Source organism: Pseudomonas sp. B34(2017) (assembly GCF_002112915.1).
GTDB classification, from domain to species: domain Bacteria; phylum Pseudomonadota; class Gammaproteobacteria; order Pseudomonadales; family Pseudomonadaceae; genus Aquipseudomonas; species Aquipseudomonas pharyngis.
On record NZ_NEJA01000005.1, the window covers coordinates 554,731 to 576,540 of the forward strand.

Genomic DNA, 21,810 nt, shown 5'->3' on the forward strand with positions numbered 1-21,810 from the left:
ATTGATCCCCGGCAAGAGCGGGCGCAGGCTGGAATCTTTCTGGGTTCAGCTCGGTTTGTTGCCCGGTTGCTGCAAGCGGAATTTCTCTTTGCGTTCGATCTGGACCACCTGGGCGTTATGCACAGTGATTTCCACCGCGCCGAAACGCAGGTCGCGCAAGGCGCTCTGGATTTCGCGCAGGATGGTGCTTTCGTCCTGACCGTCAACGCTACGCAGGGATGCGCTCATGGTGCTGCTCCTTTGTATGGGATATGCCTGGCAGTGGGCGGCACTGCGTTCGGCGTGGGAGCAATATAAGAGAGGCGCGGATATTCTTAAAAAGACTATTTAAGAATGTTTATATAACTGGAAAACATTATGTGATGCAGCAAGGGTTTGCGGCGGATTTGCCCGCCGGCAAACCCGCCGTACGCCGTCATCAACCGATCAAGGGCGCCCGGTTCCAGTCGATTTGCGCTTCCGGGACCGGTCGCCCAAACCAGTAGCCCTGCCCCAGATCACAGGCCTGCTCCAGCAGGAACGCGGCCTGTTCCACCTGCTCGATGCCCTCGGCATGCACCTGCATGCCCATGCTGCGGGCCAGGGCGATGATCACCCGGACGATCGCCGCATCGTCCTCGTCCCACGGCAGGCCGGCGACGAAACCCTGATCGATCTTGAGCTTCTGCACCGGCAGGCGCTTGAGCCGCAGCAACGACGAATAACCGGTGCCGAAGTCATCGATGGCCAGACGAATGCCCAGCTCGCGCAAACGATGCATCTGTTCCAGCGCGACTTCCGGATCGTCCATCACCGCGCTTTCGGTGACTTCCAGCTCCAGATAGGCCGGATCCAGGCCGGTCTCGTGCAGCACCTGCGCCACCTGCTGATACAACTCGCGGCGAGCGAATAACCGCGAGGACACGTTCACCGCGACAAACGACAGCACCACCCCGGCCTGCTGCCATTGGCACATCTGCCGGCAGGCCTGCTGCATGACCCAGGCGTCGATTTCCGAGATCAGCCCGGTACGCTCGGCAATCGGGATGAACTCCGCCGGCGACACCAGGCCCCGCTGCGGATGCTCCCAACGCACCAGCGCCTCGACGCCGATCAGGCGACTGGTTTGCAGGTCGTGCACCGGTTGGTAGTAGACCCGCAGTTCCTGCTGCTCCAGCGCGCGGCGCAACTCGAAGGCGATTTCGACCCGCTGCTGGGCGTGAGCCGTGAGCTCTTCGGTGTACAGCGCGTAGCCATTGCGGCCGCTGCTCTTGGCCTTGAACAGCGCCGCATCGGCGTTGCGCAACAGCTGTTCGGCACTCAGTGCATCGCTGGGAAACAGGCTGATGCCGAGGCTGGCGTTGATGAACAGTTCATGGCCGTCGAGGCAGAACGGCTCCTTGAGCGCATCGAGAATACGCTGAGCCAGCGCTGCCGCCTGTGCCGGCTGTGGACAACTTTCCAGCAGAACCGCGAATTCATCGCCGCCCAGCCGCGCCAGGGTGATGCCCGGCCCGAACAACCCCTGCAAACGCGCGGCGACGGCCTTGAGCAAACGGTCACCAATGGTGTGACCGAGGCTGTCGTTGATCAGTTTGAAATGGTCCAGATCGATCATCAGCAATGCGCAGCCGCGCTTGTGGGTCTGCGCCGATGCCAGCGCCTGTTCGGCGCGGTCGCTGAACAGCAGGCGGTTGGGCAGGTCGGTCAGCGGATCGTGGTGGGCCAGGTGCTTGAGTTCGTGCTCGGAATCCTTGATCGCGCTGATGTCGGAAAACACCGCGACGTAATGGCTGAGACGGTTGTCATCGTCACGAATGACCCGGATCGTCTGCCATTGCGGGTAGATTTCACCGCTCTTGCGCCGGTTCCAGATCTCGCCGCTCCATTCGTCCCGCGCCTGTAAAGAAGCGAACATCGCTTGATAGAACCCCGGCGGATGATGCCCGGACTTGAACAGGCTGGGCTGCTGGCCGATGACTTCATCGCGCTGATAACCGGTGATTTCCATAAACGCGCGATTGACGTGCACGATCAGCCCCTGCCGGTCCGTGACCAGCACGCCTTCGCGGGTGCAATCGAATACCGCAGCGGCCTGACGCAGGCGTTCGCGATCTGCCTGGCGTTCACGCAATCGGGCGCCGATGCCCAGGCATTCGAACAGCCGCGCCCGGGCCAGGAAGATCAACCCGGCGCTGAGCACCACGAGCAGGTAGCCGTTGATCAGTTGCCAGCGCAGCAACTCGTCAGAGCTATCGAAGAAACTGTTCAATAAATAACCAGTACCTTGCAGCCAGACCACGGCAAGGACCAGGTAAAGCAGCGCTGCACGCAAGGCATCGCGGTATGTGGCAGACATTCGGCCGTCCATGTCCCTACAAAAATGTCGGGATTATAGGTCAAGAAACATCCAGCCATCTCTTATCTGAAAGGGCGACTGGTTTTATCTGTGTGCTTGGTGATAATGCAACGGCTGTTTTTTTCTTTATCGAGGGCCCTATAGCCTATGTGGTACGAAGGTTTTCTTGGCTTGTCGGCCTGGTCGCTGGTCGCCGTCACCCTGGTGATGACCCACGTGACGATCGTTGCCGTCACGGTCTACTTGCACCGCTACTCGGCCCATCGCTCCCTGGAGCTGAATGCCGGCCTGAAGCATTTCTTCCGTTTCTGGCTGTGGCTGACCACGGCGCAGAACACCCGTGAGTGGACTGCCATCCACCGCAAACACCACGCCAAATGCGAAACCGAAGACGACCCGCACAGCCCGGTCGTCAAGGGTCTTTCCACCGTCCTGCGCAAAGGTGCCGAGCTGTACCGCGAAGAAGCGCAGAACCCGGAAACCCTGCGCATCTACGGCAAGAACTGCCCCGAAGACTGGATCGAGCGCAACCTCTACAGCCGCTACCGGCTGCTGGGCGTGGCGATCATGGCCGTCGTCGACCTGCTGCTGTTCGGCACCATCGGCATCACCATCTGGGCGATCCAGATGATGTGGATCCCGGTCTGGGCGGCCGGCGTGGTCAACGGTCTCGGCCATGCCGTCGGCTACCGCAACTTCGAATGCCGCGACGCGGCGACCAATCTGGTGCCTTGGGGCATCCTGATCGGCGGCGAAGAACTGCACAACAACCATCACACCTACCCCAACTCGGCCAAGCTGTCGGTCAAGAAGTGGGAGTTCGACCTCGGCTGGGCCTGGATCCAGGTCTTCAGCTTCCTGCGTCTGGCCAAGGTCCAGCGGGTCGCGCCGATCGCCCACCGCGTCGAAGGCAAGGGCAGCCTGGACATGGACACCGCCATGGCGATCCTCAACAACCGCTTCCAGATCATGGCCCAGTACCGCAAGCTGGTGATCGGCCCGCTGGTCAAGCAGGAACTGGCCAAGGTCGATCATTCGGTACGCCACCAGTTCCACCGGGCCAAACGCCTGCTCTCGCGGGAAACCAGTCTGCTGGAAGATCGCCACCACGCGCGCATCCAGAACATGCTCGAGCACAGCCAGGCGCTGAAGGTAATCTACGAGAAACGCCTGGCCCTGCAGCAGATCTGGGTCAAGACCAGCGCAAATGGCCACGACATGCTCGCCGCCATCAAGGAATGGGTACACGAGGCCGAGGCCAGCGGCATCCAGTCCCTGCGCGAATTCGCTGACCAGTTGAAAACCTACTCGCTGCGCCCTGTCGCCGCCTGAGTGCCGTTGATCGGTGCGCCCGGTTCCCGTGCGCACCCTTCGGAACTTCACCCTCGATCCCCTATCTCAAAGACACTTCGCCACCCCCGGCGGGTTTTCCCGTGGCCGTTGTCGATTGATCGGCACGCCCTTTGAGATTCGTGTCGATGGTCAACAACAATCAAAAAGACTCATCCCCTCCCCAGTGGCCCGAGGCCGCGCAAACCCTGATGGCATTGATGCACGCCCAGGGCGAAGTCGCCCGGCTCAGCGAACGCGAGCAGCTGTTCAGTTCGCTGCTGGTCAGCGTCAACGCCGTGCTTTGGGCCTTCAACTGGGAAACCCGTCAGGTGTTGTACGTCAGCCCCGCTTACGAGCGGATCTTCGGTCGTTCCGCCGGCCTGTTGCTGGCCGACTACAACCAGTGGCGCGACAGCATCTACCCGGATGATCTGGAATACGCCGAACGCAGCCTCGCCGAAGTGCTGCACAAAGGCGCCGTGGAAGACCGCGAATACCGGATCATCGCCGCCGACGGCCAGGTTCGCTGGGTCAGCGACAAGTGCTTCATCAATCGTCAGGACGAACCGGGGCAACCGGTGATCATCGTCGGCATCGCCGAAGACATCACCGACAAGAAGCAAATGGAAACCGAGCTGCAACGCCTGGCCACCACCGACGTACTGACCCAGAGCAGCAATCGCCGGCACTTCTTCGAATGCGCCCACCGGGAATTTGAACAAGCCCGCCTGCAAGGCGCGCAAATGGCGTTCCTGCTGCTGGACATCGATGACTTCAAAGTGATCAACGACACCTACGGCCACCCGGAGGGCGACAACGTGCTGCAACGGATCGCCGAATGCGGGCGAGCATCATTGCGCCGGGGAGACCTGTTCGGGCGGATTGGCGGTGAGGAATTCGCTGCGGTTTTCCCGGGCTGTGCGCCGGACATGGCGATGCAGGTGGCCGAACGGCTGCAACGGGAAATCCAGCGGCTGAGTTTCAATCACGGTGAACAGACGTTCGGTATCACCGTCAGCCAGGGCCTGACCAGCCTCACCCCGGATGACGAAAGCCTCGACACCCTGTTCGCCCGCGCAGACGCGGCGATGTACGAGGCCAAACGGCAGGGCAAGAACCGGATCATTTCCGCCTGATTCAAGAGCGGATGCGCAATCAAGCCGCTATTTGCGCATCCGCATCAGCTCCGGCAAGCCGATCTTGAGCAAGCGCGCCGTGCGGCTCTTCGCCAGCTCCTCAACGCCCTCATGCTCGGTCAGCCGCGCCATCTGCGCCGCCATGTTCATCACCAATGCCTCGCGGGAATACACCCCGCCACCGAGCTGGTAGACCGAGGCAATCAGCTCGCGCAACTCCAGCGGCAAACGCCAGCGAGTGCGCAGCGCCGAGCCATACGCCGCACCGAATTCGGCCAGCGCATCGCCGACTTCCTCCAGTTCATCCAGCTCGCCGCCGGCCTGCTTCCACTCTTGAAGACAACGCAGCAACGCCAGATCGCCGAGGCGATGGAGCATCCCGGCGCAGTAGCAGCGTTCCTGATCCAGATCGAGCAACCGCGCCAGCGTGCGGGCGTACTCGGCGGTGTGCAGCGACAGGCCCCAATAGCGCTCGGCGTAGTCGGCCAGACACGGGTCGCTGAGCCGGGCGCTGCGCTTGAGTGCCAGGCCAAGGATCAGGTTCATGCTTTGCCCGGTGCCCAGACGATGCAGCGCCTGCGCCAGGGTCTGCACCGGCGCGCCATGATGCTGGGCGGCGCTGTTGGCGGCGGCGATCAACACGGCGGTGATCTGCGGGTCGGTGCGAATTTCCTCTTCCAGCAGCTTCAGATCCAGCCCGTTGGGATTGAGGCTGCGCTTGACCGCCACCTGCACGTCGGTCATCAGCGGCGCGCCGTCGGCCTGCTCGCGGCGACGTTCGAGGAATACCGAGAGGGTCATGCCCGGCGCCAGCGCCGGTACTTCGCAGAACACTTCCTCACCGGCGTTCAGCAGCAGCCCCTGCAAACGCTCGGTCAGGCTATCCATGTTCAGGGGTTTGGCCAGGTAGGCAGTCGGCGCCAGCGGCAAGGCTTCGCGCACGCTGGCGCTGTCGTTGCGACTGCTCATCAGAATGAACGGCAGCGGCGGGTTGCGTTTGCGCTGGCGCACGCTGCGCAACACGTTCAAGCCATCGACGCCGGGCAACTCCCAGTCGACGATCGCCAGGTCATAGGGCACTTCGCTGAGCAGCGTCATTGCCTCCTGGCCATCGGCGCACAGATCCAGCCGCGCGTCGCAACGCACATTCAGCAACACTTGTTTGAGCAGGTCACGAGACCACGGGTCGGCCTCGGCAATCAGGACTCTTGGTACAGCGGGTAAATCGACGGCCGTCATGCTCGCCCTCCCTTGCAATGCTTGAACCTTAGCCAATGCTGGCGTTTCGGTACAACCTGAAAACCGCGCAGGTGTTTCTCCCGGCATGAAAAAACCCGCCGAAGCGGGTTTTTTGTCGATCCGATCACACGGTGCTGCGGATTACAGCTCCGAGAAGCACTCTTCGATGATCGCCAGGCCTTTGTCCAGTTGCTCGTCCGGCGAGGTCAGCGGTACCAGGACGCGCAGCACGTTGCCGTAGGTGCCGCAGGACAGCAGGATCAGGCCCTTGTCACGCGCCTTGGCCACGACAGCCGCGACGGCAGTCGGGTTTGGCTTGTGGCTGTCGCCGTTTTCGAACAGCTCGACCGCGATCATGGCGCCCAGGGCACGGACTTCGCCGATCACCGGGTACTTGGCCTGGATGGCTTTCAGGCCGGTGACCAGACGCTCGCCGACAGCCTTGCAGCGGTCCAGCAGTTTTTCTTCTTCGAACACTTCCATCACGGCCAGGGCCGCGGCGCAAGCGATCGGGCTACCGGCGTAGGTGCCGCCCAGGCCGCCTGGCGCGATGGCGTCCATGTATTCGGCCTTGCCGCAGACACCGGCCAGCGGGAAGCCGCCAGCGATGGATTTGGCGAAAGTGGTCAGGTCGGCAGCAACGCCCATCTGTTCCATGGCGAAGAACGTGCCGGTACGGCCAGCGCCGGTCTGCACTTCGTCAGCGATCAGCAGGATGCCGTGCTGGTCGCACAGGGCGCGCAGACGCTTCATGAACTCTTTCGGTGCGACGTAGAAACCACCTTCACCCTGCACAGGCTCGATGATGATCGCGGCGATGTCTTTCGGCTCGGCGTCGTTCTTGAAGATGCGCTCGATGGAAGCGATCGAGTCGTCGATGCTCACGCCGTGCAGTTCGTTCGGGTACAGCGCGCGGAAGATGCCGCCTGGCATCAGGCCCATGCCGGCCGAGTAAGGCACGACTTTACCGGTCAGGCCCAGGGTCATCATGGTGCGACCGTGGTAAGCGCCGGTGAAGGCGATCACGCCAGCGCGGCCAGTGGCGGCACGGGCGATCTTGACGGCGTTTTCAACGGCTTCGGAACCAGTGGTCACCAGCAGGGTTTTCTTGGCGAAGTCGCCCGGTACGCGAGCGTTGATTTTCTCGCACAGCTCGACGTACGGCTCGTAAGCCAGCACCTGGAAGCAGGTGTGGGTCAGCTTGTTCAGCTGCTCGGTCACGGCGGCGATGATTTTCGGGTGCACGTGGCCGGTGTTCAGTACGGCGATGCCGCCGGCGAAGTCGATGAATTCACGACCTTCAACGTCGGTCACGGTCGCGTTCTTCGCGGACTCGGCGAAGATCGGGTGAATCTGGCCAACACCACGTGGAACAGCTGCGGTACGACGGGCCATCAGTTCAGCGTTAGTCTTGCTCATTGCAGTCCTCATTCGCCGCTCATCGGGCGGCGTGGTTCAAGGATAAAGCGGGAGGAATCGGCGGCGGCAGCATGCGATGATCGACTGCCACGGCGTTCCCGGCCGCAGAGAAAATTCCGGTTTGAAACGACGCAAAGGGACAGCGCTCTCGTGCCCTTTGCGTTTACAGCGATCTTCTACCGAGGCTTAGATGCCCAGGCAGAGGTATTTGATTTCCAGGTAATCTTCGATGCCGTACTTGGAGCCTTCACGACCCAGGCCCGAGGCCTTGATGCCGCCGAACGGCGCGACTTCGTTGGAGATCAGCCCGGTGTTGACGCCGACCATGCCGTATTCCAGGGCTTCAGCCACACGGAACACACGGCCCAGGTCGCGAGCGTAGAAGTACGAGGCCAGACCGAACTCGGTGTCGTTCGACATCGCGATCACTTCGGCTTCGTCTTTGAAGCGGAACAGCGGCGCCAGCGGACCGAAGGTTTCTTCCTTGGCCACCGCCGCGTCTTTCGGCACGTTGGTCAGGATGGTCGGCTCGAAGAAGTTGCCTTCCATCGGCTTGCCACCGGCCAGAACGGTTGCGCCTTTGCTCACCGCGTCAGCGATGTGCTCTTGCACCTTGGCCACGGCTTTCTCGTCGATCAGCGGGCCGGTGGTGGTGCCTTCTTCCAGACCGTTGCCGATCTTCAGCTTGGCGACTGCCACTTTCAGCTTCTCGGCGAACGCGTCGTAGACCGAATCCTGAATGTACAGACGGTTGGCGCAGACGCAGGTCTGGCCGTTGTTGCGGTACTTGGAAATGATCGCGCCTTCGACGGCCTTATCCAGGTCCGCGTCGTCGAACACGATGAACGGCGCGTTGCCGCCCAGTTCCAGGGAGACTTTCTTGATGTCCTTGGCGCATTCCGACATCAGCTGACGACCGATTTCGGTCGAGCCGGTGAAGGACAGTTTGCGCACGATCGGGTTGCTGGTCAGCTCGCTGCCGATATCGCCGGCGCTGCCGGAGACCACGCTGAACACACCTTTAGGGATGCCGGCGCGCTGGGCCAGTTCGGCCAGAGCGAATGCGGAGAACGGCGTTTGCGAAGCCGGCTTGAGCACCATGGTGCAACCGGCGGCCAGCGCAGGACCTGCCTTACGAGTGATCATCGCCGCCGGGAAGTTCCACGGGGTGATGGCAGCGGTCACGCCGATTGGTTGTTTGATCACGATCAGGCGCTTGTCCGGCTGGTGGCCCGGAATTACGTCGCCGTAAATGCGCTTGGCTTCTTCGGCGAACCACTCGATGAACGAAGCGGCGTAAACGATTTCGCCCTTGGCTTCGGCCAGTGGTTTGCCTTGTTCGAGGGTCATCAGGCGAGCGAGGTCATCCTGGTTCTCGATCATCAGTTCGAACCAGCGACGCAGTTTGCCTGCACGCTCCTTGGCGGTCAGTGCACGCCAGGCCGGAAGCGCCTTGTCGGCGGCTTCGATGGCGCGGCGGGTTTCGGCAGCGCCCATCTTCGGCACGGTGCCCAGAATCTCGCCAGTGGCCGGGTTGTTGACCTTGATCGTCTGACCGTTGTCCGCGTCGACCCATGCGCCATCGATGAAGGCTTGCTGGCGGAACAACTGGGTGTCTTTAAGCTGCATGTCGGCTTTCCTTAACAGCACCGCGCAAGGCGCGGAGCAAAATTATGATTGTAGAAAGGCGCCTCGCAAGGCTGCCGTCAGGGAAATCATTCACCGGGCTGGCACATGAATAGCGCACGACTCGAAACGCGTGCGGCTCAGCACCTGGATAAGGAGCGTTTGAAATCTCAAACGAATCCTAGGTTCAAAGGGGTTGGAGGACAATAGGGCGTTCGAAAAAAAGAACAAAAACGCCGCAATTGCTGAACATTTCAGATCAACGTACCAACAGCCCCGATCGCAGGGAAACCATAGAACAGCCTCCCCAAAGCGCCAAGCGAGCCTTTTGCAGGACGTTACAGCTTTATGGAATGCAGGGTTTTCCAACCGACACTTGCACTGACAATCCACGCCAAAACCCGGCATGGACGCCCCGAGCCGACCTAGGTATGATGTCGCCCGCTGCACCAGTAGCTCAGCTGGATAGAGTACTGCCCTCCGAAGGCAGGGGTCGTGGGTTCGAATCCCGCCTGGTGCGCCATGAACAAAACGAAAAAGCCCCGGACTGCAAGGTCCGGGGCTTTTTTGTGCCTGCTGGCTGGCGACTCACTCCGTCGTCCAGTCAAACTCGTCGTATTCATCATCGCCTTCTTCGTCCTCGATCAACTCATCATCGAGAACGTCTTGCTCCAGATCCTCTTCGGCCTGTTTGGCCAGAAGAAACTCCTTGCGACTCTCCGTCACTGCCCGCCGCAGTTCCTCACCCTTCACCGGGCAGTTGAGCATTTGGGCGATGCGGTCGATTTTTTGGGCCACGGCATCCTCCAGCGCATCGGCAATGACCCGATAGTGCGCGTTTTTGCGGGTCAATGCCAAATGGCGGATGGCTGATACGGTCAGTTCTTGCGGATTTTTTCCAGCCGCAGGTCGAGATTCACGTTCGGGTAGCGCTTGTGCAAGTTGTTGAACAGGGTGTCAGCCGCTTGCGACTGGCCGGACTCGCGCAGGCGCAGGACCTCGCGCAGTTGCGCGTCGAGACCGTTGACCGGGGCGGCGGCGCGCTTGCTGACCTTGGCTTCGTCTGCCGTTTCGGCGCTGATCGATTCGCTCTGCATCGGTGCAGCCATTTCCGCCATTGGTGCGGGAGCCATTGCTGGAGCTGGCGCAGAAAGCGCGCCAGCGGGGGCCGACAACGATCGGGCCTCCTGGCGGGCCACGGGCGCGGCCGGTTTCGCGGCGGGGGCGAAATCGTATTGAGCGGCGGGCTCCGGCGTGCGTTGCACCAGCGACAGCATCAGCGCGATGCCGACCAGGCTGGCGAAAACCACCTGGTAGCGCGGTGTCTGGCAGGCCTTGAGCCAGCGTTGCCAGAGACTCTGCCGTAGCGCCGGGGTTTCACGGCGGGCGGCGTTGAGGATCAGCGCGTCGAGATGCGCCGGCGGTTCGGCGTTGTGCTGTTCGCGCACGTGCTTGAGCACTTGCTCTTCGGGTGTCGGGCGGGCGTCCGTCATGTCAGTACCTCCTCGGCCAGCAGCCGACGCAATTTTTGCTGGGCGTAGCGCAAGCGGCTCTTGACGGTTTCCAGCGGTGTTTCGGTGAGGCTGGCGATTTGCGCCAGGTCGAGGTCGCCATGGGCGCGCAGCAGGAACACTTCGCGCTGGTCGGCGGGCAAGGATTGCAGGGCGCTCTCCAGGCGCTGGCTGTCGCGGCTGAGGTTGAGCAGTTGTTCGGGATCGGAGGCGTCGTCGCTGACAGCGTGGAATTGCTCGTCGTAGCTGTCATGCAACGGTTGCCGGGCGCCGTGTTTGCGCCAGTGGTCGATCAGGCGATTGCGGGCAATCTGGAACAACCATGTACGAAAGGTCGCCCGGCCTTGTGGCTGACTGGCACTGCGGATCAGGCTCAGCCAGGTCTCCTGGAAAACCTCGTCGGCCAGTTCCAGTTTGCCGCTCAAACCGAGCAGAAACCGGTAAAGACTCTGCCGATGACGAGCGTACAGGATCTCGAACGCCTTGCCGTCACCCTCGCGATACCGGGCCAGCAGCGATTCATCGCTGCTGGCCTCAAGGCTGTCGGCGGAGGTAAACAGCTGTGTGATAAAGCCTTTGAGGCGGCTCACTATTCAATCCGTCGCTCGGTGGACATTGCGTTGGAGGCCGTGGACGTGCGCAAGCTCTGCGCCAGCTCCACCAACTGCACGAACTCATTGCGCAGGCCAAAGCGGTCATCGCCGCGTGCACCTCGGGCCAGGGCTTCGGTGTCCTTGAGGCTGAATTCGCCGGTGTAGCGGCCGTCCTTGAGTTGCTGGGAAAACGCAGCGACGGCGGCAGCAAAACGCAGATCCTCACTGGCCGGCGCCACCTGATTGGCAATCGGCCGCTCGATCAGCAGACTTTTCCCACCCTCAGGCTTTTGATATCGCACGCGTAGCATGGCCAATTCTCCTTTCTTCTCGGAAACCACTGCATCGGTTTTTCCGTAACGCAGCGGTTCCAGCCAGCCCTTCCCGCCTGTCGGGACAATTTCATACAACGCCGTCACCGTATGGCCTGCACCGATTTCACCGGCATCGACCTTGTCATTACTGAAATCCTCACGCTTCAACGCGCGGTTTTCGTAGCCGAGCAGCCGGTATTCGCTGACCTGCGCCGGGTTGAACTCGACCTGCAACTTGACGTTTTTCGCCACCACGGCGAGGGTCGAACCGAGTTGATCCACCAGCACCTTGCGCGCTTCGCGCAAGTTGTCGATGTAGGCGTAGTTGCCGTCACCGGCATCGGCCAGTTGTTCCATCAGGTGTTCATTGTAGTTATCCACACCAAAACCCAAGGTGGTCAGGGAAATCCCGGTCTTGCGTTTATCCACAGCCATTTGTTTCAGGCTGTCGAAGTCGCTGATGCCGACGTTGAAGTCGCCATCGGTGGCCAACAGGATGCGGTTGATGCCGTTGGGGATGAAAGCCTGCTGCGCCATCTGGTAAGCCAGTTCGATACCGGAAGCACCAGCGGTCGAGCCGCCGGCCGTCAATTGCTCGATGGCTGTGCGAATTTTCGCTTTTTCCCGTCCGGAAGTCGGCTCCAGCACCACTCTGGATTCGCCGGCATACACCACCAGCGAAACCCGATCCTGCTCGCGCAATTGATCGACCAGCAACTTCAGGGTGCTTTTGACCCGCGGCAAGCCTTCGGGGCGGTCCATCGAGCCGGACACATCCACCAGAAATACCAGATTGGCCGGGGCCAGTTCCGCCACCGCGCGGTCGGAGGCCTTGATGCCGATGCGCAGCAAGCGGGTGTGCGGGTTCCACGGTGAAGCGGCCAGTTCGGTGGTCACGCCGAAGGGCGAGCCATCGCTCGGCAGCGCGTAGTCGTAGGGAAAGTAATTGACCATCTCCTCCAGCCGCACCGCGCCTTCCGGCGGCAGTCGACCCTGATTGAGCAGTCGCCGAACATTGGCGTAGGCGCCGGTGTCGACGTCGGCACTGAAGGTCGAGACCGGGGTTTCGGCGACGCTGTGGATCGGGTTGTCGGCCAGCTTGGCGTACTGCTCGCGTTGTTCGTCACGATAGCCTTGTGGATAACTTTCACTGGCCGGCATCGGTGCAAAACTGGCGATCGGCGCTGCCCGTACACTGCGTTTGGCCATCGCGCTGTCGGCCATCACCGCTTCAGGCTGCACGGAGGATTTCAGTTCAGTCTGCGCCGGAGGTGGCATGATGGTGGTTTCCGGGCTGGAGGAAACACCGCAACCGGCAACCACCAGCAACACACTGGCAGCAAGGGGGCGCAGAAACGTGGAAGGGAGGGACATGGGGGCTGACCTCGGGGAAGAATTGATCCATTCATCCCCTGAGACGGGCAGCCCTTTGCGTTCGGGTTAAACCTCGCCGAAATTTTTTTCAGCGGTGATAGCGCCGCACCGCACTGCTGTTGCGCAGCACGTGGCCTTTGATTTTTTCCATCAACTGGGCGCGGGTCAGGCCGGCAGGCAAGGCGTCCGGGGCCAGATCCAGGGCATAGATCTGGATGATGTAATGGTGCGCGCTGTCGCCCACCGGCGGGCACGGGCCGATGTAGCTGGTGGTGCCTTTGCTGTTGGTGCCACCGACGCCTTCAAGTGCCGATTTCGCTCCAACGCCGGCGGGAATCTGCCGGGTTGTGGCCTTGATGCCGTAGTGAACCCAGTGATCGACGCCTGCGCCTTTCTGGCCGTCCGGATCGTGCATGACGATGGCGTAGCTCAGGGTTCCGGCCGGGCCGGCATTCCAGCTCAGGGCCGGCGACTGGTTCTTGCCGCCGCAACCGGCTGCATCGCTGGCCGCCGCCGAGGTGAACAGGCGGTTATCCGACACGCCGGGAATGCTGAGGGTGAAACGCTCCTGGGCCTGCGCCGGAAACTGCACGCAAAGGGCGACGGCAACGGCCGCCAGCCAAGGGTTGAGAGAGGTCAATCGGGTCATTCCGGGAGCACCTTGTGCAGTTGGGCCTTCGTCGGCCTGCAAACTATAGCCGTACCGTTCGTGCCGTGGCAGTGGGAAATGGCTGAACCTCGCAATGCAGCCCAAACTCGTAAGAGAAATGCCTGTGAGGAGCACGACCATGACCCTGCACCGTGTCGCCCGTTTCGCCGATGTGCCTGAAGACCGTGGGCTGGAGGTGCAGATCGGCGACTGCAAGATCGTCCTGCTGCGCGCCGCTGGCCAGTTGCGCGCCTTTCAGGGGCAATGCCCGCACGCCGGCGCGCCGCTGGCGGAAGGTGCGTTGTGCCACGGCCGGCTGATCTGCCCGTGGCACAAGGCAGCCTTTCGCGCCGAAGATGGCGCCCTGTGCGAACCTCCGGCACTGGACAGCCTCAAGCGCTATCCGCTGGAACTGCGCGGCGACGAGGTGTGGGTTGATGACCAGCCGTTGCCGGATCCGCACACCCCACCGCAGGACGATCCGCGCACCTTTGTGATCGTCGGCGCCGGTGCCGGGGGAACGGCCTGCGCCGCCGCCCTGCGGGAAAAAGGCTTCGGCGGGCGAATCGTGCTGATCGACCGCGAGCCGGACGCCGGCTACGACCGCACGGTGCTGAGCAAATTCGTGCTGTCCGGGGAAATGCCGTCAGCGGAAACCCCGCCGCTGCGCGATGACGATTTTTACCGCGAACAGCACATCAACCGGGTTTCAGGCGAGGTCACCGGGCTCGATGCCGATACCAAAACCCTTCACCTGAGCGATGGCCGCACACTGCATTACAGCGCGGCGGTGCTGGCCACCGGCGCGACGCCCAACGCATTGGAGTTACCCGGCGCCGACCTGCCCCAGGTGTTTGTCCTGCGCTCAAGAACCCAGGCGCAATCCATCATGGACGCCGCCCAACCGGGCCAGCGCGCGGTGATCATTGGTGACAGCTTCATTGCCCTTGAATGTGCTTCAGCCTTGCGCCAACACGGTCTCGAGGTGACGGTGCTGGCCCGTCACGCGATTCCCTTCGCGGCGCAATTCGGTGAAGCCGTCGGCAAGGCGATCCGGGCGCTGCATGAAGAAAACGGCGTGAAATTCATCACTGATCACGAAGCCAGGGAGATCACCGGCGATGGCAAGGTCGAGGCGGTGTTGCTCGACAACGGCCTGCGCCTGTCGGCGGATCTGGTGTTGGCGGGAATCGGCGTACATCCGGCCACCGAAGCGTTCGTCGACTTGTCGCGCGAGGACGATCAATCACTGTTGGTCGATGCCAGCCTGCGCGTGGCTGACGGCCTATGGGCGATTGGCGATATCGCCACCTTCCCGTTGAACGGCAAACCACAACGCATCGAACACTGGCGCCTGGCCCAGCAGCACGCGCGAATCGCCGCCGCCAACCTGCTCGGTGGCGACGAGCATTATCTCGACGTGCCGTATTTCTGGACCTGGCATTTCGGCCGCAACTACGACTATCTCGGTCACGCCGAGCAGTGGGACGCAGTGGAATTCATCGGCGAACCCGAACAGCCGCCATTTATCGGGCTGTTCGGGAGCAAGGGCGTGGTGGTGGCGGCGGTGGCCTGCGAAGAGGAACGAGCGATGGCCCTGCTCGCCGAACGCATGAAACAGCCGCTGCCGATGGATGAAGCCTGGCGGCTGATTCGCGCCGTCAGGTGATCCGGTTCAGCGGCTCGCGGTTGTCGTCGTCCTCGGCGTGCAGAAATATCACCCGAGGATGCTCCAGCGGGGCCAGCGGTGGTGGCAGCTCTTGCGGCTGAACCGGCCACAGATGCGGCACCACTTGGCTGACGTCGCCGTCCTGATCGTTGTGGATGGTCATCACGCCCGGCCCGCGCAATTTCTGAAAGCGCTCGTCGCACAATTTGAAGCTGCGGCTCAGCCCTTCATCGTCGACCACCGGGGACGGCAGGCGGCGCTGGGCGAAGCTTCGGCTCTTGCGTTGCTGATAGCGCGCCCAGCCGATCAGGATCACCGCGTTGACCAGCGCCACCCACAGGTAAATCTGCAAGGTGCCAAGCGCTTCGAACGCCGAATTGTCGATGCGCGGCCCGCCTTCGTGGGTCTCGATCAGCGGCCATAAACCGCGCGCCAGCAGATACAGCAGGCCGATCCAGGCCAGCACGGTGAAGAACGCATCGACCACCACCAGAAACGGCCGTTGGCGGGTCCGGATGATTTTCATTTGATAACCTCCTCTTCATCGTTCCCGAGCGGCTTGATACCCCGGTCGGGACTGACCCAGCGCGCACGCTTCTGGTGTTGGCCGAACAAGACTTTGGGGAAACTGACCAGCGTGGTCAGCAGGCTGACGAACCAGAACGCGATCGGATACCAGACCACCCAGAACATGGTCTTGCCCAGGCCCGGTTCGTAGCGCCGGTCAATGATGATGCTGACCGCGAACTGCACCAGACAGACAAACGCCAGCAGCAGACCGGTGAACGCCGGCGGCATCAGGTGATCGACCGCAATCGCTTCAGGCATGACCACGAACTTGCCGACGGCCCAGAAGATCACCGACAACAGGAAGGTGAACGCCCAACCGGTCGACAGGCAGTATTCGAACAGCAGCGGCCACAGGTAACGATGGCGGTACTGCCAGATTCCGCGAATGTTCTTGAACAGCACTTCGGCGCCGCCCTGGGCCCAGCGCAGACGCTGCTTCCACAGACCACGCAGGGTTTCCGGCATCAGGATCCAGCACAGGGCACGGGGCTCGTAAAAGATGCTCCAGTGGTCCAGTTGCAGCTTCCAGCTGATGTCGATGTCTTCGGTGATCATGTCCGGGCTCCAGTAGCCAACCCGGTTCAGCGCGGTGCGGCGGAACGCGACGATCACACCCGACACGGTGAAGATCCGCCCGAACACCCGCTGTGTGCGTTTGATCAGCCCGATGATCGACGAGAACTCACCAACCTGAACTCGCCCGACCAGGGTCGAACGCGTGCGGATTCGTGGGTTGCCGGTCACCGCACCCAGTCGTGCGTTGTCGAGCATCGGCGCCACAAGGTAAGCGGCGGTGTTCGGCGCCAGCAGCGCGTCACCGTCGATGCACACCAAGTATTCGCTGCGCGCAGCGATGGCGCCCATGCGCAGGGCCACGGCCTTGCCCTGGTTTTCCGCCAGGTGCAGCACGCGCAGTCGCGGATCTTCCTTGGCCAGCGCATCCAGCACTTCGGCGGTGTTGTCCTTGGAGCCGTCGTTGATCGCGATGACTTCGATGTTCGGGTAGTGCTGCGCCAGCGCCGCGTGGATGGTGTCGGCGGCGTTGTCGCCCTCGTTGTAGCAAGGGATCAGGATCGAAATCAGCGGTTCGCCTTCCAGCGGTGGCGGCAGGGTGTCGTCCTTCCACGGCCAGTGCCGTTCCCAGTGCAGCCAGAAATACAGGCCACCGGAAATCCACAACCCGGACATGAACAGCGGGTAGAAGAACACGAAGTCCATCAGGAATTGCCCGGTGACCAGGAAGATCAGCCCCAGCGGGACGCCGAGGACGATCGCCAGAACAAGCAGGGCCAGCAGTCTATCCAGCATGTCATGGGTTCCATTTGTTGGAGAGCGCAGGCCGCACGGTTTTCAGGTCCGGCAGGTTCTCGAGAAAGTTGTCCGGGTAGTAGCCGAAACTGGTGGCGCCCTGACGCTTGAGGCGGCTCATCCAGTCGGCCAGTTGCGCGCCGTCGATGTCGGTCTGGTCCTTTTTCGTCCAGTCCCGGGCCTGCAATTCGAACACCGTGCGATTCAGCGCACCGGGGCGCTGTTTGATCTTCGCCACCAGCGCTTCGAGCCACGGGCCGGACTGCGCATACGTCTGTTTTTCCATGAGCGGCATGGCCATCGGCGCCGTCCAGTCGTAAGTCCCGAGGAAGTCATCGAGGTTCTGCGCGAACCACGCTTCGCTGTGCGGATTGAGCACTGGCTCGGCGAAGATGTTGCGCGCGGTGAGCACTTGCGGGCCACGAATCGCGCGCACCTTGGCGGTCAGCTCATTGGTGAAGTCGATCAGGTAGCGGCTCTTGAAGCGCGTCCAGCGCTGCATGGCTTCCGGATCGTCACGCAGGGCGGCGATCGAGTCCGGCAAACCGTTCGCGGCATAAGCCTTCAGCGCCTGCGGGCCGGCGTCTTCGAAGTCCGAAAGCACCGCGTCGTCGTGGTAGAGAATGCCGTCGACCGAGGTCAGGCGTGCCACGTCTTCGTAGATCTCACCGATGATCCGCCGCACTTCGGGATCGAACGGCGACAAGCGTTTGTATTGATCCGGGTCGACCGCGGTCGTGCCGGTCTTCGGATCCCAGCGCGTCACCCGTGGCAGCTTCGAATCCAGTTCGAAACTCAGCACCGGCATCCACGCAAAGACCTTCACGTGAGCCCGGGTACGCAGTTGCCAGGCGACGCGGTCGAACAGGTCGGCGCGCATCGGCAGATGACGGTTGGGGAAGTACAACGAATGCACCAGCCCATCGCCCTTCGGATCGGCGAAGGCTTGCAGGAACACCGTGTTGGCGCCCATGTCAGCCATGCGCTGGATCAGTTTGCCGAGGTTGATTTCCTGCTGCGCCGGGTCCGGGTCGTAGACGTTGTCCAGATCGACGTGGACCACGCGCATGGTGAAATCCGATTGCACGCCGACCACGCTGTTGGCGAAGTGCTCGCCGTCAGGGTCAGAGGCGACCAGGAAACGCGGCCCGCTCATCAGGTTGTCGAGGGCATCGAGGCCGTCATCGAGGGTCAGGGCCATTTCATAGCCCTCTTCGCTGACCACGGTCAGCGACGTGCCGTCCGCCGTGCCGTAAGGCCAGACCCAGACGCGCGGTTTCTTACCGGTGTTCTTGCGGATCTTCTCCGAGATCGCCTGCACGTCGGCGCGGATCCGCGCCTGGAAATCGGCCTCGGATTCGTAGCGTTTGCTCACCGGATCGTAGCGGCGGGTCGCGGCCGCCGGCTGCAGGTTGCCTTGCGGGTTGGCGAGAATGCCTTTGTGATTGGCATCGGTGTGAGCGGCGATTTCCACCAGACCCGATTGCGAGATTTCCCGCACCTGAGCCCAGGTCAGGAAGTCGGAGCGCGCACGCGGTGTACCGGCGAAATCCACCGGCTGGTTCAGCGGCGTGTCGATCCAGGTGCCGACCGGCGCCAGCAGCGCATGCCAGTTGTAGGCGCGCAACACCGGCAACACGCGGGTGTAGAAGCTTGAGTAACCGTCGTCGAAGCTGAGCAGGATCGCCTTGGGCGGCAGTTCCGGCCCGCCTTTGCGCGCGGCCATGATCTGGTCGACCGTCACCGGTTTGTAGTTGTTTTCCCGCAGCCAGGCGAGTTGCTCAAGCAGGCGCTCGGTGCGCACCGCCACCACCGCCTGATCGGGGTCACGATCTTCGACGTCATGGTAGGCAATGCCCAGCACGTGGTTTTTCGGCCAGGGCTTTTCATTGGCTGCCAGCGGTCGCTCGGACGGCGGCACGAAGGCCGGGGCTTGCTGGGCGCAGGCGCTGACCAGCAGCACTCCCAGCAGAAGGAAGAAACGCGAAATCAAAGGCATCTTCAAACTCTTCTAGAAGCGGAAAGTGAGGTCGACGAGCAGACGCAGATCGGTTTCCCGGTCACCGTCGTAGGGCCGGTTGATCACGCTGAACAAACCGCCCACCTCGAACACGTCGTTCCAGGCGTAGCGCTGGCCGTAACCGAGCAATGCCATGCCGCCGGTGCCGTGATCACGCTGGCTGTAAGTGCCCGCTCCGGCCTGGAACTGCTGGCTCCAGACGGTTTCGTAGCGGTGGTACAGCACGTGATTGACGTTGAGCAGCGGCATGACGCTGAAGTCCGACTTCGGGTTGAAGTACGGCACGTCATCGGACTTGGAGTTGTGGCTGGTGCCCACTTCCAGGCCCGCATCGACTTGCAGGTTCGGCGCGCTGTAGACGCCCTCTTTTCCGGTCAGCAAGGCTTCGACACGGTTGTTGCCGTCGCTGAAGTGCGACGGGCTGACCGCCAGCCGCCACTCGCGGCTCTCGTTGGCGCGCCAGCGGATGAAACCGCTGCCGCCGTTGGCCTTGATGTCGCTGTTCAATGCCCGCAGCGGGGTTTCGGCCGAGAGGTATTCGAGGCTGCCGCCGTATTGCCAGTGATCGTCGATGTCGCGGGCAATCGCCAGGCGCGCACCCTGCTTGTCGCCGAAACCATAGGAATGGTTCGACACTTCGGCTTCGAGGGTCATGTCGCGGGTGCGACGCTCCAGACCGACACGCTGGAAGCGATGGTGGCCGGTGCCTTCGGCAAAATCGCCGGTGGCGTAACCGGCCCCGGCGAACACTCGCCAGTCTTCATCGATTGGCGGGCTGTAGAGGGTGGTCTGGATGCCGAAATCCCGGCTGCCGGTGACCGCGCCGGCATCGCCACCGCTGCCACCGTTGGCCTTGCCGCCATAGGCCTCGACGCGCAGCTCGGACATGTCGTGCACTTCACGTTCACGGGCCAGACGCTGGACCTGACGGTTGTCGGGAAAACGCGCCACCACGTCATCGGTCAGCGCATCCATCTGCCGCCATTCCTGCAAGTCCATGGCGGTGCGGGCCTGCGCGACTTCCAGGCCCATGTCGCGCGGCGCGATGCTCTCGGTTTCCTTGAGCTGGTTTTCCGCGCGGCGCGGCCAATTGCGAGCCAGGTACAGGTCGGCCTGGGCCAGGCGCAGGCCGATGTTGCCCGGCGCCTGGTCCACCAGGGTCTGCAAGCGCTCTTCGCCGTGAGGCAGGTCGGAACCGTAGGTGCCGGCCTGTGCCGCCAGTTGCTGGGCGTCCATCCATTCATCGTTGGGGTTGCCGATCGGCAAGCCCTTGAGTTCGACACGCGGCTTCTGCGCCTTGGCCTGATCCTCAGCGACCTTGCGCGCCTCTTCGGCGCGGTCGCTTTCCAGCAGCGCGTAATACAGCGCCGTGGTGTCTTCGAGTCGGTCGCCGACATCGGCGTCCGGCGCCGCCAGCACCTGACGGTAGAGATCGGTGGCGATTTCCGGCTGGCGCTGATCCAGATAGGACGCTGCCACCCAGCGCAGGGCGTAGGTCGGGATCTTCACGCCTTCGGCTTGCAGCTTCTGGTATTCGCTGATGACTTCGGCGGTGCGCGCCCGGGCCTTGAGTGCGCCCATGCGGTCGATGCGCCAGCGGGTCACGTCATCGTGGGCGCTGGCGTCCGGGGTCCAGGTGGCGAGCAACTGGTCGTAGTCGGCCAGGGCGCGGTCGGCGATCACGTAGCGTTCTTTTTCGCTGCGGGTGGCCAGTTCGGCCAGGCGCACGCGTTCGGCGGCCAGATCACCTTCCAGTCGACGCAAGGTAACGGGATCGATCAACCCCGGACGCTGCCTGGCAAGCCGCAGCGCCGGTTCCGGCAGACGCGCCTTTTGCAGGGCGACCACGTATTCGCGGGCGACCTCCGGTTTGTTGCCGGCGCGCATGAAGGCCTGGTCGTATTCGAACAGCGCGTCGTACGGCTTGCCGGCGCGATTCAGGGCGTAGCCCAGCGCCAGTCGGCGGGAGGGATCATCGGGTTTGGCGGCGACCAGCGAACGGGCGCGGATCACCCCTTCGTCGGGCTTGCCGGAGTCGGCCTGGGTCAGCGCCAGACCGAGTTGCAGGTCGGCGTTGTCCGGCTCCAGCGTCAGGGCCTTGTTGTAGACCTGGATCGCCTGATCCCAGCGCTTGAGGTTGCGATAGGCCCGGGCGGTGGCGGTCAGTGCCTGGATCGGCAGCACGCGGCCACGACCCTGGGTCTCGTAGACCTGCACCACTTCGGCGTCGAGCCCGGCCCAACTGGCGATTTGCAGGTGATCGCTGACCTGGCCGGTGGTGGCCTGGGCCGGCGGCACCTGACGCAAAACGGTCAGCGCGGGCGTGTAATGCCCGGCCCGGGCGTCGAGCACCATTTGATCGTAGGCCGTATCGGCGAACGCGAACGCCGGCCAGAGCAACTGGCTGCACAGCGCGACTCGAAACAAAGGGCGTAAACCACGATGTAATACAGGACCATCAATACGCGGCATTCGTCAGCATCCTTACATGGCCAGCCGGGTAGCAGTGCCCCCCCTTGCCCAATTCGTAACGGAGGCCAGGTAGATCACCTGGCCAAGCTATCCAAGCAGTCTTGCACGCAAGCGTAGATCAATATTCAGAACACAATAATTGTTCAGATTCGTGACGATGACTGGCCCCGGCTAACCGTTGACCCGGATGCCAGACAGCAAAACGCCCGGCGTCTGCGGGTGCAGAGGCCGGGCGTTTCG

General features: G+C 62.5%; 17 protein-coding genes and 1 tRNA gene. 4 read left to right on the forward strand and 14 right to left on the reverse strand.

Annotated features, from left to right (window positions below; genetic code table 11):
* Positions 1-45 precede the first annotated feature (45 nt).
* Positions 46-228, reverse strand: coding sequence for a sulfur starvation response protein OscA (oscA, locus tag CAF80_RS19100; RefSeq protein ID WP_039772974.1), 183 nt, complete (start codon positions 226-228; stop codon positions 46-48).
* 190 nt (positions 229-418) lie between these two features.
* Positions 419-2,338, reverse strand: a complete 1,920-nt coding sequence (gene dibA, locus CAF80_RS19105; RefSeq protein ID WP_085667634.1) for a phosphodiesterase DibA — start codon at positions 2,336-2,338, stop codon at positions 419-421.
* A gap of 147 nt (positions 2,339-2,485) precedes the next feature.
* Here dibA and desA point away from each other — a divergent pair, with 147 nt between their 5' ends.
* Complete coding sequence (gene desA / locus CAF80_RS19110) at positions 2,486-3,670, forward strand: delta-9 fatty acid desaturase DesA (protein WP_039772978.1); 1,185 nt, start codon at positions 2,486-2,488, stop codon at positions 3,668-3,670.
* Positions 3,671-3,816: 146 nt separating this feature from the next.
* Positions 3,817-4,806: a sensor domain-containing diguanylate cyclase gene (locus tag CAF80_RS19115; protein ID WP_039772980.1), complete on the forward strand. Its 990-nt coding sequence runs from the start codon at positions 3,817-3,819 to the stop codon at positions 4,804-4,806.
* Positions 4,807-4,833: 27 nt separating this feature from the next.
* On the opposite strand, the gene CAF80_RS19120 is transcribed toward CAF80_RS19115, so the two are convergent.
* The 3 genes from CAF80_RS19120 to gabD form a co-directional block, all read right to left on the reverse strand.
* Positions 4,834-6,045 (reverse strand): response regulator, encoded by a 1,212-nt coding sequence (locus CAF80_RS19120; protein ID WP_085667633.1) that lies wholly within the window; start codon positions 6,043-6,045, stop codon positions 4,834-4,836.
* 141 nt (positions 6,046-6,186) lie between these two features.
* Positions 6,187-7,464 (reverse strand): 4-aminobutyrate--2-oxoglutarate transaminase, encoded by a 1,278-nt coding sequence (gabT, locus tag CAF80_RS19125; protein WP_007957613.1) that lies wholly within the window; start codon positions 7,462-7,464, stop codon positions 6,187-6,189.
* 186 nt (positions 7,465-7,650) lie between these two features.
* Positions 7,651-9,093 (reverse strand): NADP-dependent succinate-semialdehyde dehydrogenase, encoded by a 1,443-nt coding sequence (gene gabD / locus CAF80_RS19130; RefSeq protein ID WP_039772984.1) that lies wholly within the window; start codon positions 9,091-9,093, stop codon positions 7,651-7,653.
* Positions 9,094-9,536: 443 nt separating this feature from the next.
* Between gabD and CAF80_RS19135 the strand changes: the two genes are divergently transcribed.
* Positions 9,537-9,613, forward strand: a tRNA-Arg gene (locus CAF80_RS19135).
* A 65-nt stretch (positions 9,614-9,678) separates the two neighbouring features.
* Here CAF80_RS19135 and CAF80_RS19140 read toward each other — a convergent pair.
* The 5 genes from CAF80_RS19140 to CAF80_RS19160 form a co-directional block, all read right to left on the reverse strand.
* Complete coding sequence (locus CAF80_RS19140) at positions 9,679-9,948, reverse strand: hypothetical protein (RefSeq protein ID WP_256578180.1); 270 nt, start codon at positions 9,946-9,948, stop codon at positions 9,679-9,681.
* 20 nt (positions 9,949-9,968) lie between these two features.
* Positions 9,969-10,583, reverse strand: coding sequence for a hypothetical protein (locus tag CAF80_RS19145; RefSeq protein ID WP_085667632.1), 615 nt, complete (start codon positions 10,581-10,583; stop codon positions 9,969-9,971).
* Complete coding sequence (locus tag CAF80_RS19150) at positions 10,580-11,161, reverse strand: RNA polymerase sigma factor (protein WP_371916416.1); 582 nt, start codon at positions 11,159-11,161, stop codon at positions 10,580-10,582. Before CAF80_RS19150 ends, CAF80_RS19145 begins: the two co-directional genes overlap by 4 nt.
* Before the next feature lie 29 nt (positions 11,162-11,190).
* Positions 11,191-12,882 (reverse strand): VWA domain-containing protein, encoded by a 1,692-nt coding sequence (locus CAF80_RS19155; protein ID WP_085667630.1) that lies wholly within the window; start codon positions 12,880-12,882, stop codon positions 11,191-11,193.
* 88 nt (positions 12,883-12,970) lie between these two features.
* A complete protein-coding gene (locus tag CAF80_RS19160) occupies positions 12,971-13,531 on the reverse strand; it encodes a YbhB/YbcL family Raf kinase inhibitor-like protein (RefSeq protein ID WP_074689365.1) in 561 nt (186 codons plus the stop codon).
* Between the two features lie 139 nt (positions 13,532-13,670).
* On the opposite strand from CAF80_RS19160, the gene CAF80_RS19165 reads away from it, so the two are divergent.
* Positions 13,671-15,200 carry an FAD-dependent oxidoreductase gene (locus CAF80_RS19165; protein ID WP_085667629.1) on the forward strand — a complete coding sequence of 510 codons (1,530 nt, stop codon included), beginning with the start codon at positions 13,671-13,673 and terminating at the stop codon, positions 15,198-15,200.
* Here CAF80_RS19165 and pgaD read toward each other — a convergent pair.
* Genes pgaD through pgaA form a run of 4 tightly spaced genes read right to left on the reverse strand, consistent with a single transcriptional unit; the run spans position 15,193 to position 21,570 of the window.
* Positions 15,193-15,726, reverse strand: a complete 534-nt coding sequence (gene pgaD, locus CAF80_RS19170) for a poly-beta-1,6-N-acetyl-D-glucosamine biosynthesis protein PgaD (protein WP_039772993.1) — start codon at positions 15,724-15,726, stop codon at positions 15,193-15,195. The genes CAF80_RS19165 and pgaD overlap by 8 nt on opposite strands.
* On the reverse strand, positions 15,723-17,078 hold the full coding sequence (gene pgaC, locus CAF80_RS19175) for a poly-beta-1,6-N-acetyl-D-glucosamine synthase (protein ID WP_039772995.1): 1,356 nt from the start codon (positions 17,076-17,078) through the stop codon (positions 15,723-15,725). Before pgaC ends, pgaD begins: the two co-directional genes overlap by 4 nt.
* A 1-nt stretch (position 17,079) precedes the next feature.
* The gene (gene pgaB / locus CAF80_RS19180; protein WP_085667628.1) at positions 17,080-19,077 is read right to left on the reverse strand and encodes a poly-beta-1,6-N-acetyl-D-glucosamine N-deacetylase PgaB; all 1,998 of its coding nucleotides are present in this window, start codon (positions 19,075-19,077) and stop codon (positions 17,080-17,082) included.
* A gap of 12 nt (positions 19,078-19,089) precedes the next feature.
* Positions 19,090-21,570: a poly-beta-1,6 N-acetyl-D-glucosamine export porin PgaA gene (gene pgaA, locus CAF80_RS19185; protein ID WP_085667627.1), complete on the reverse strand. Its 2,481-nt coding sequence runs from the start codon at positions 21,568-21,570 to the stop codon at positions 19,090-19,092.
* Positions 21,571-21,810: the final 240 nt, after the last annotated feature.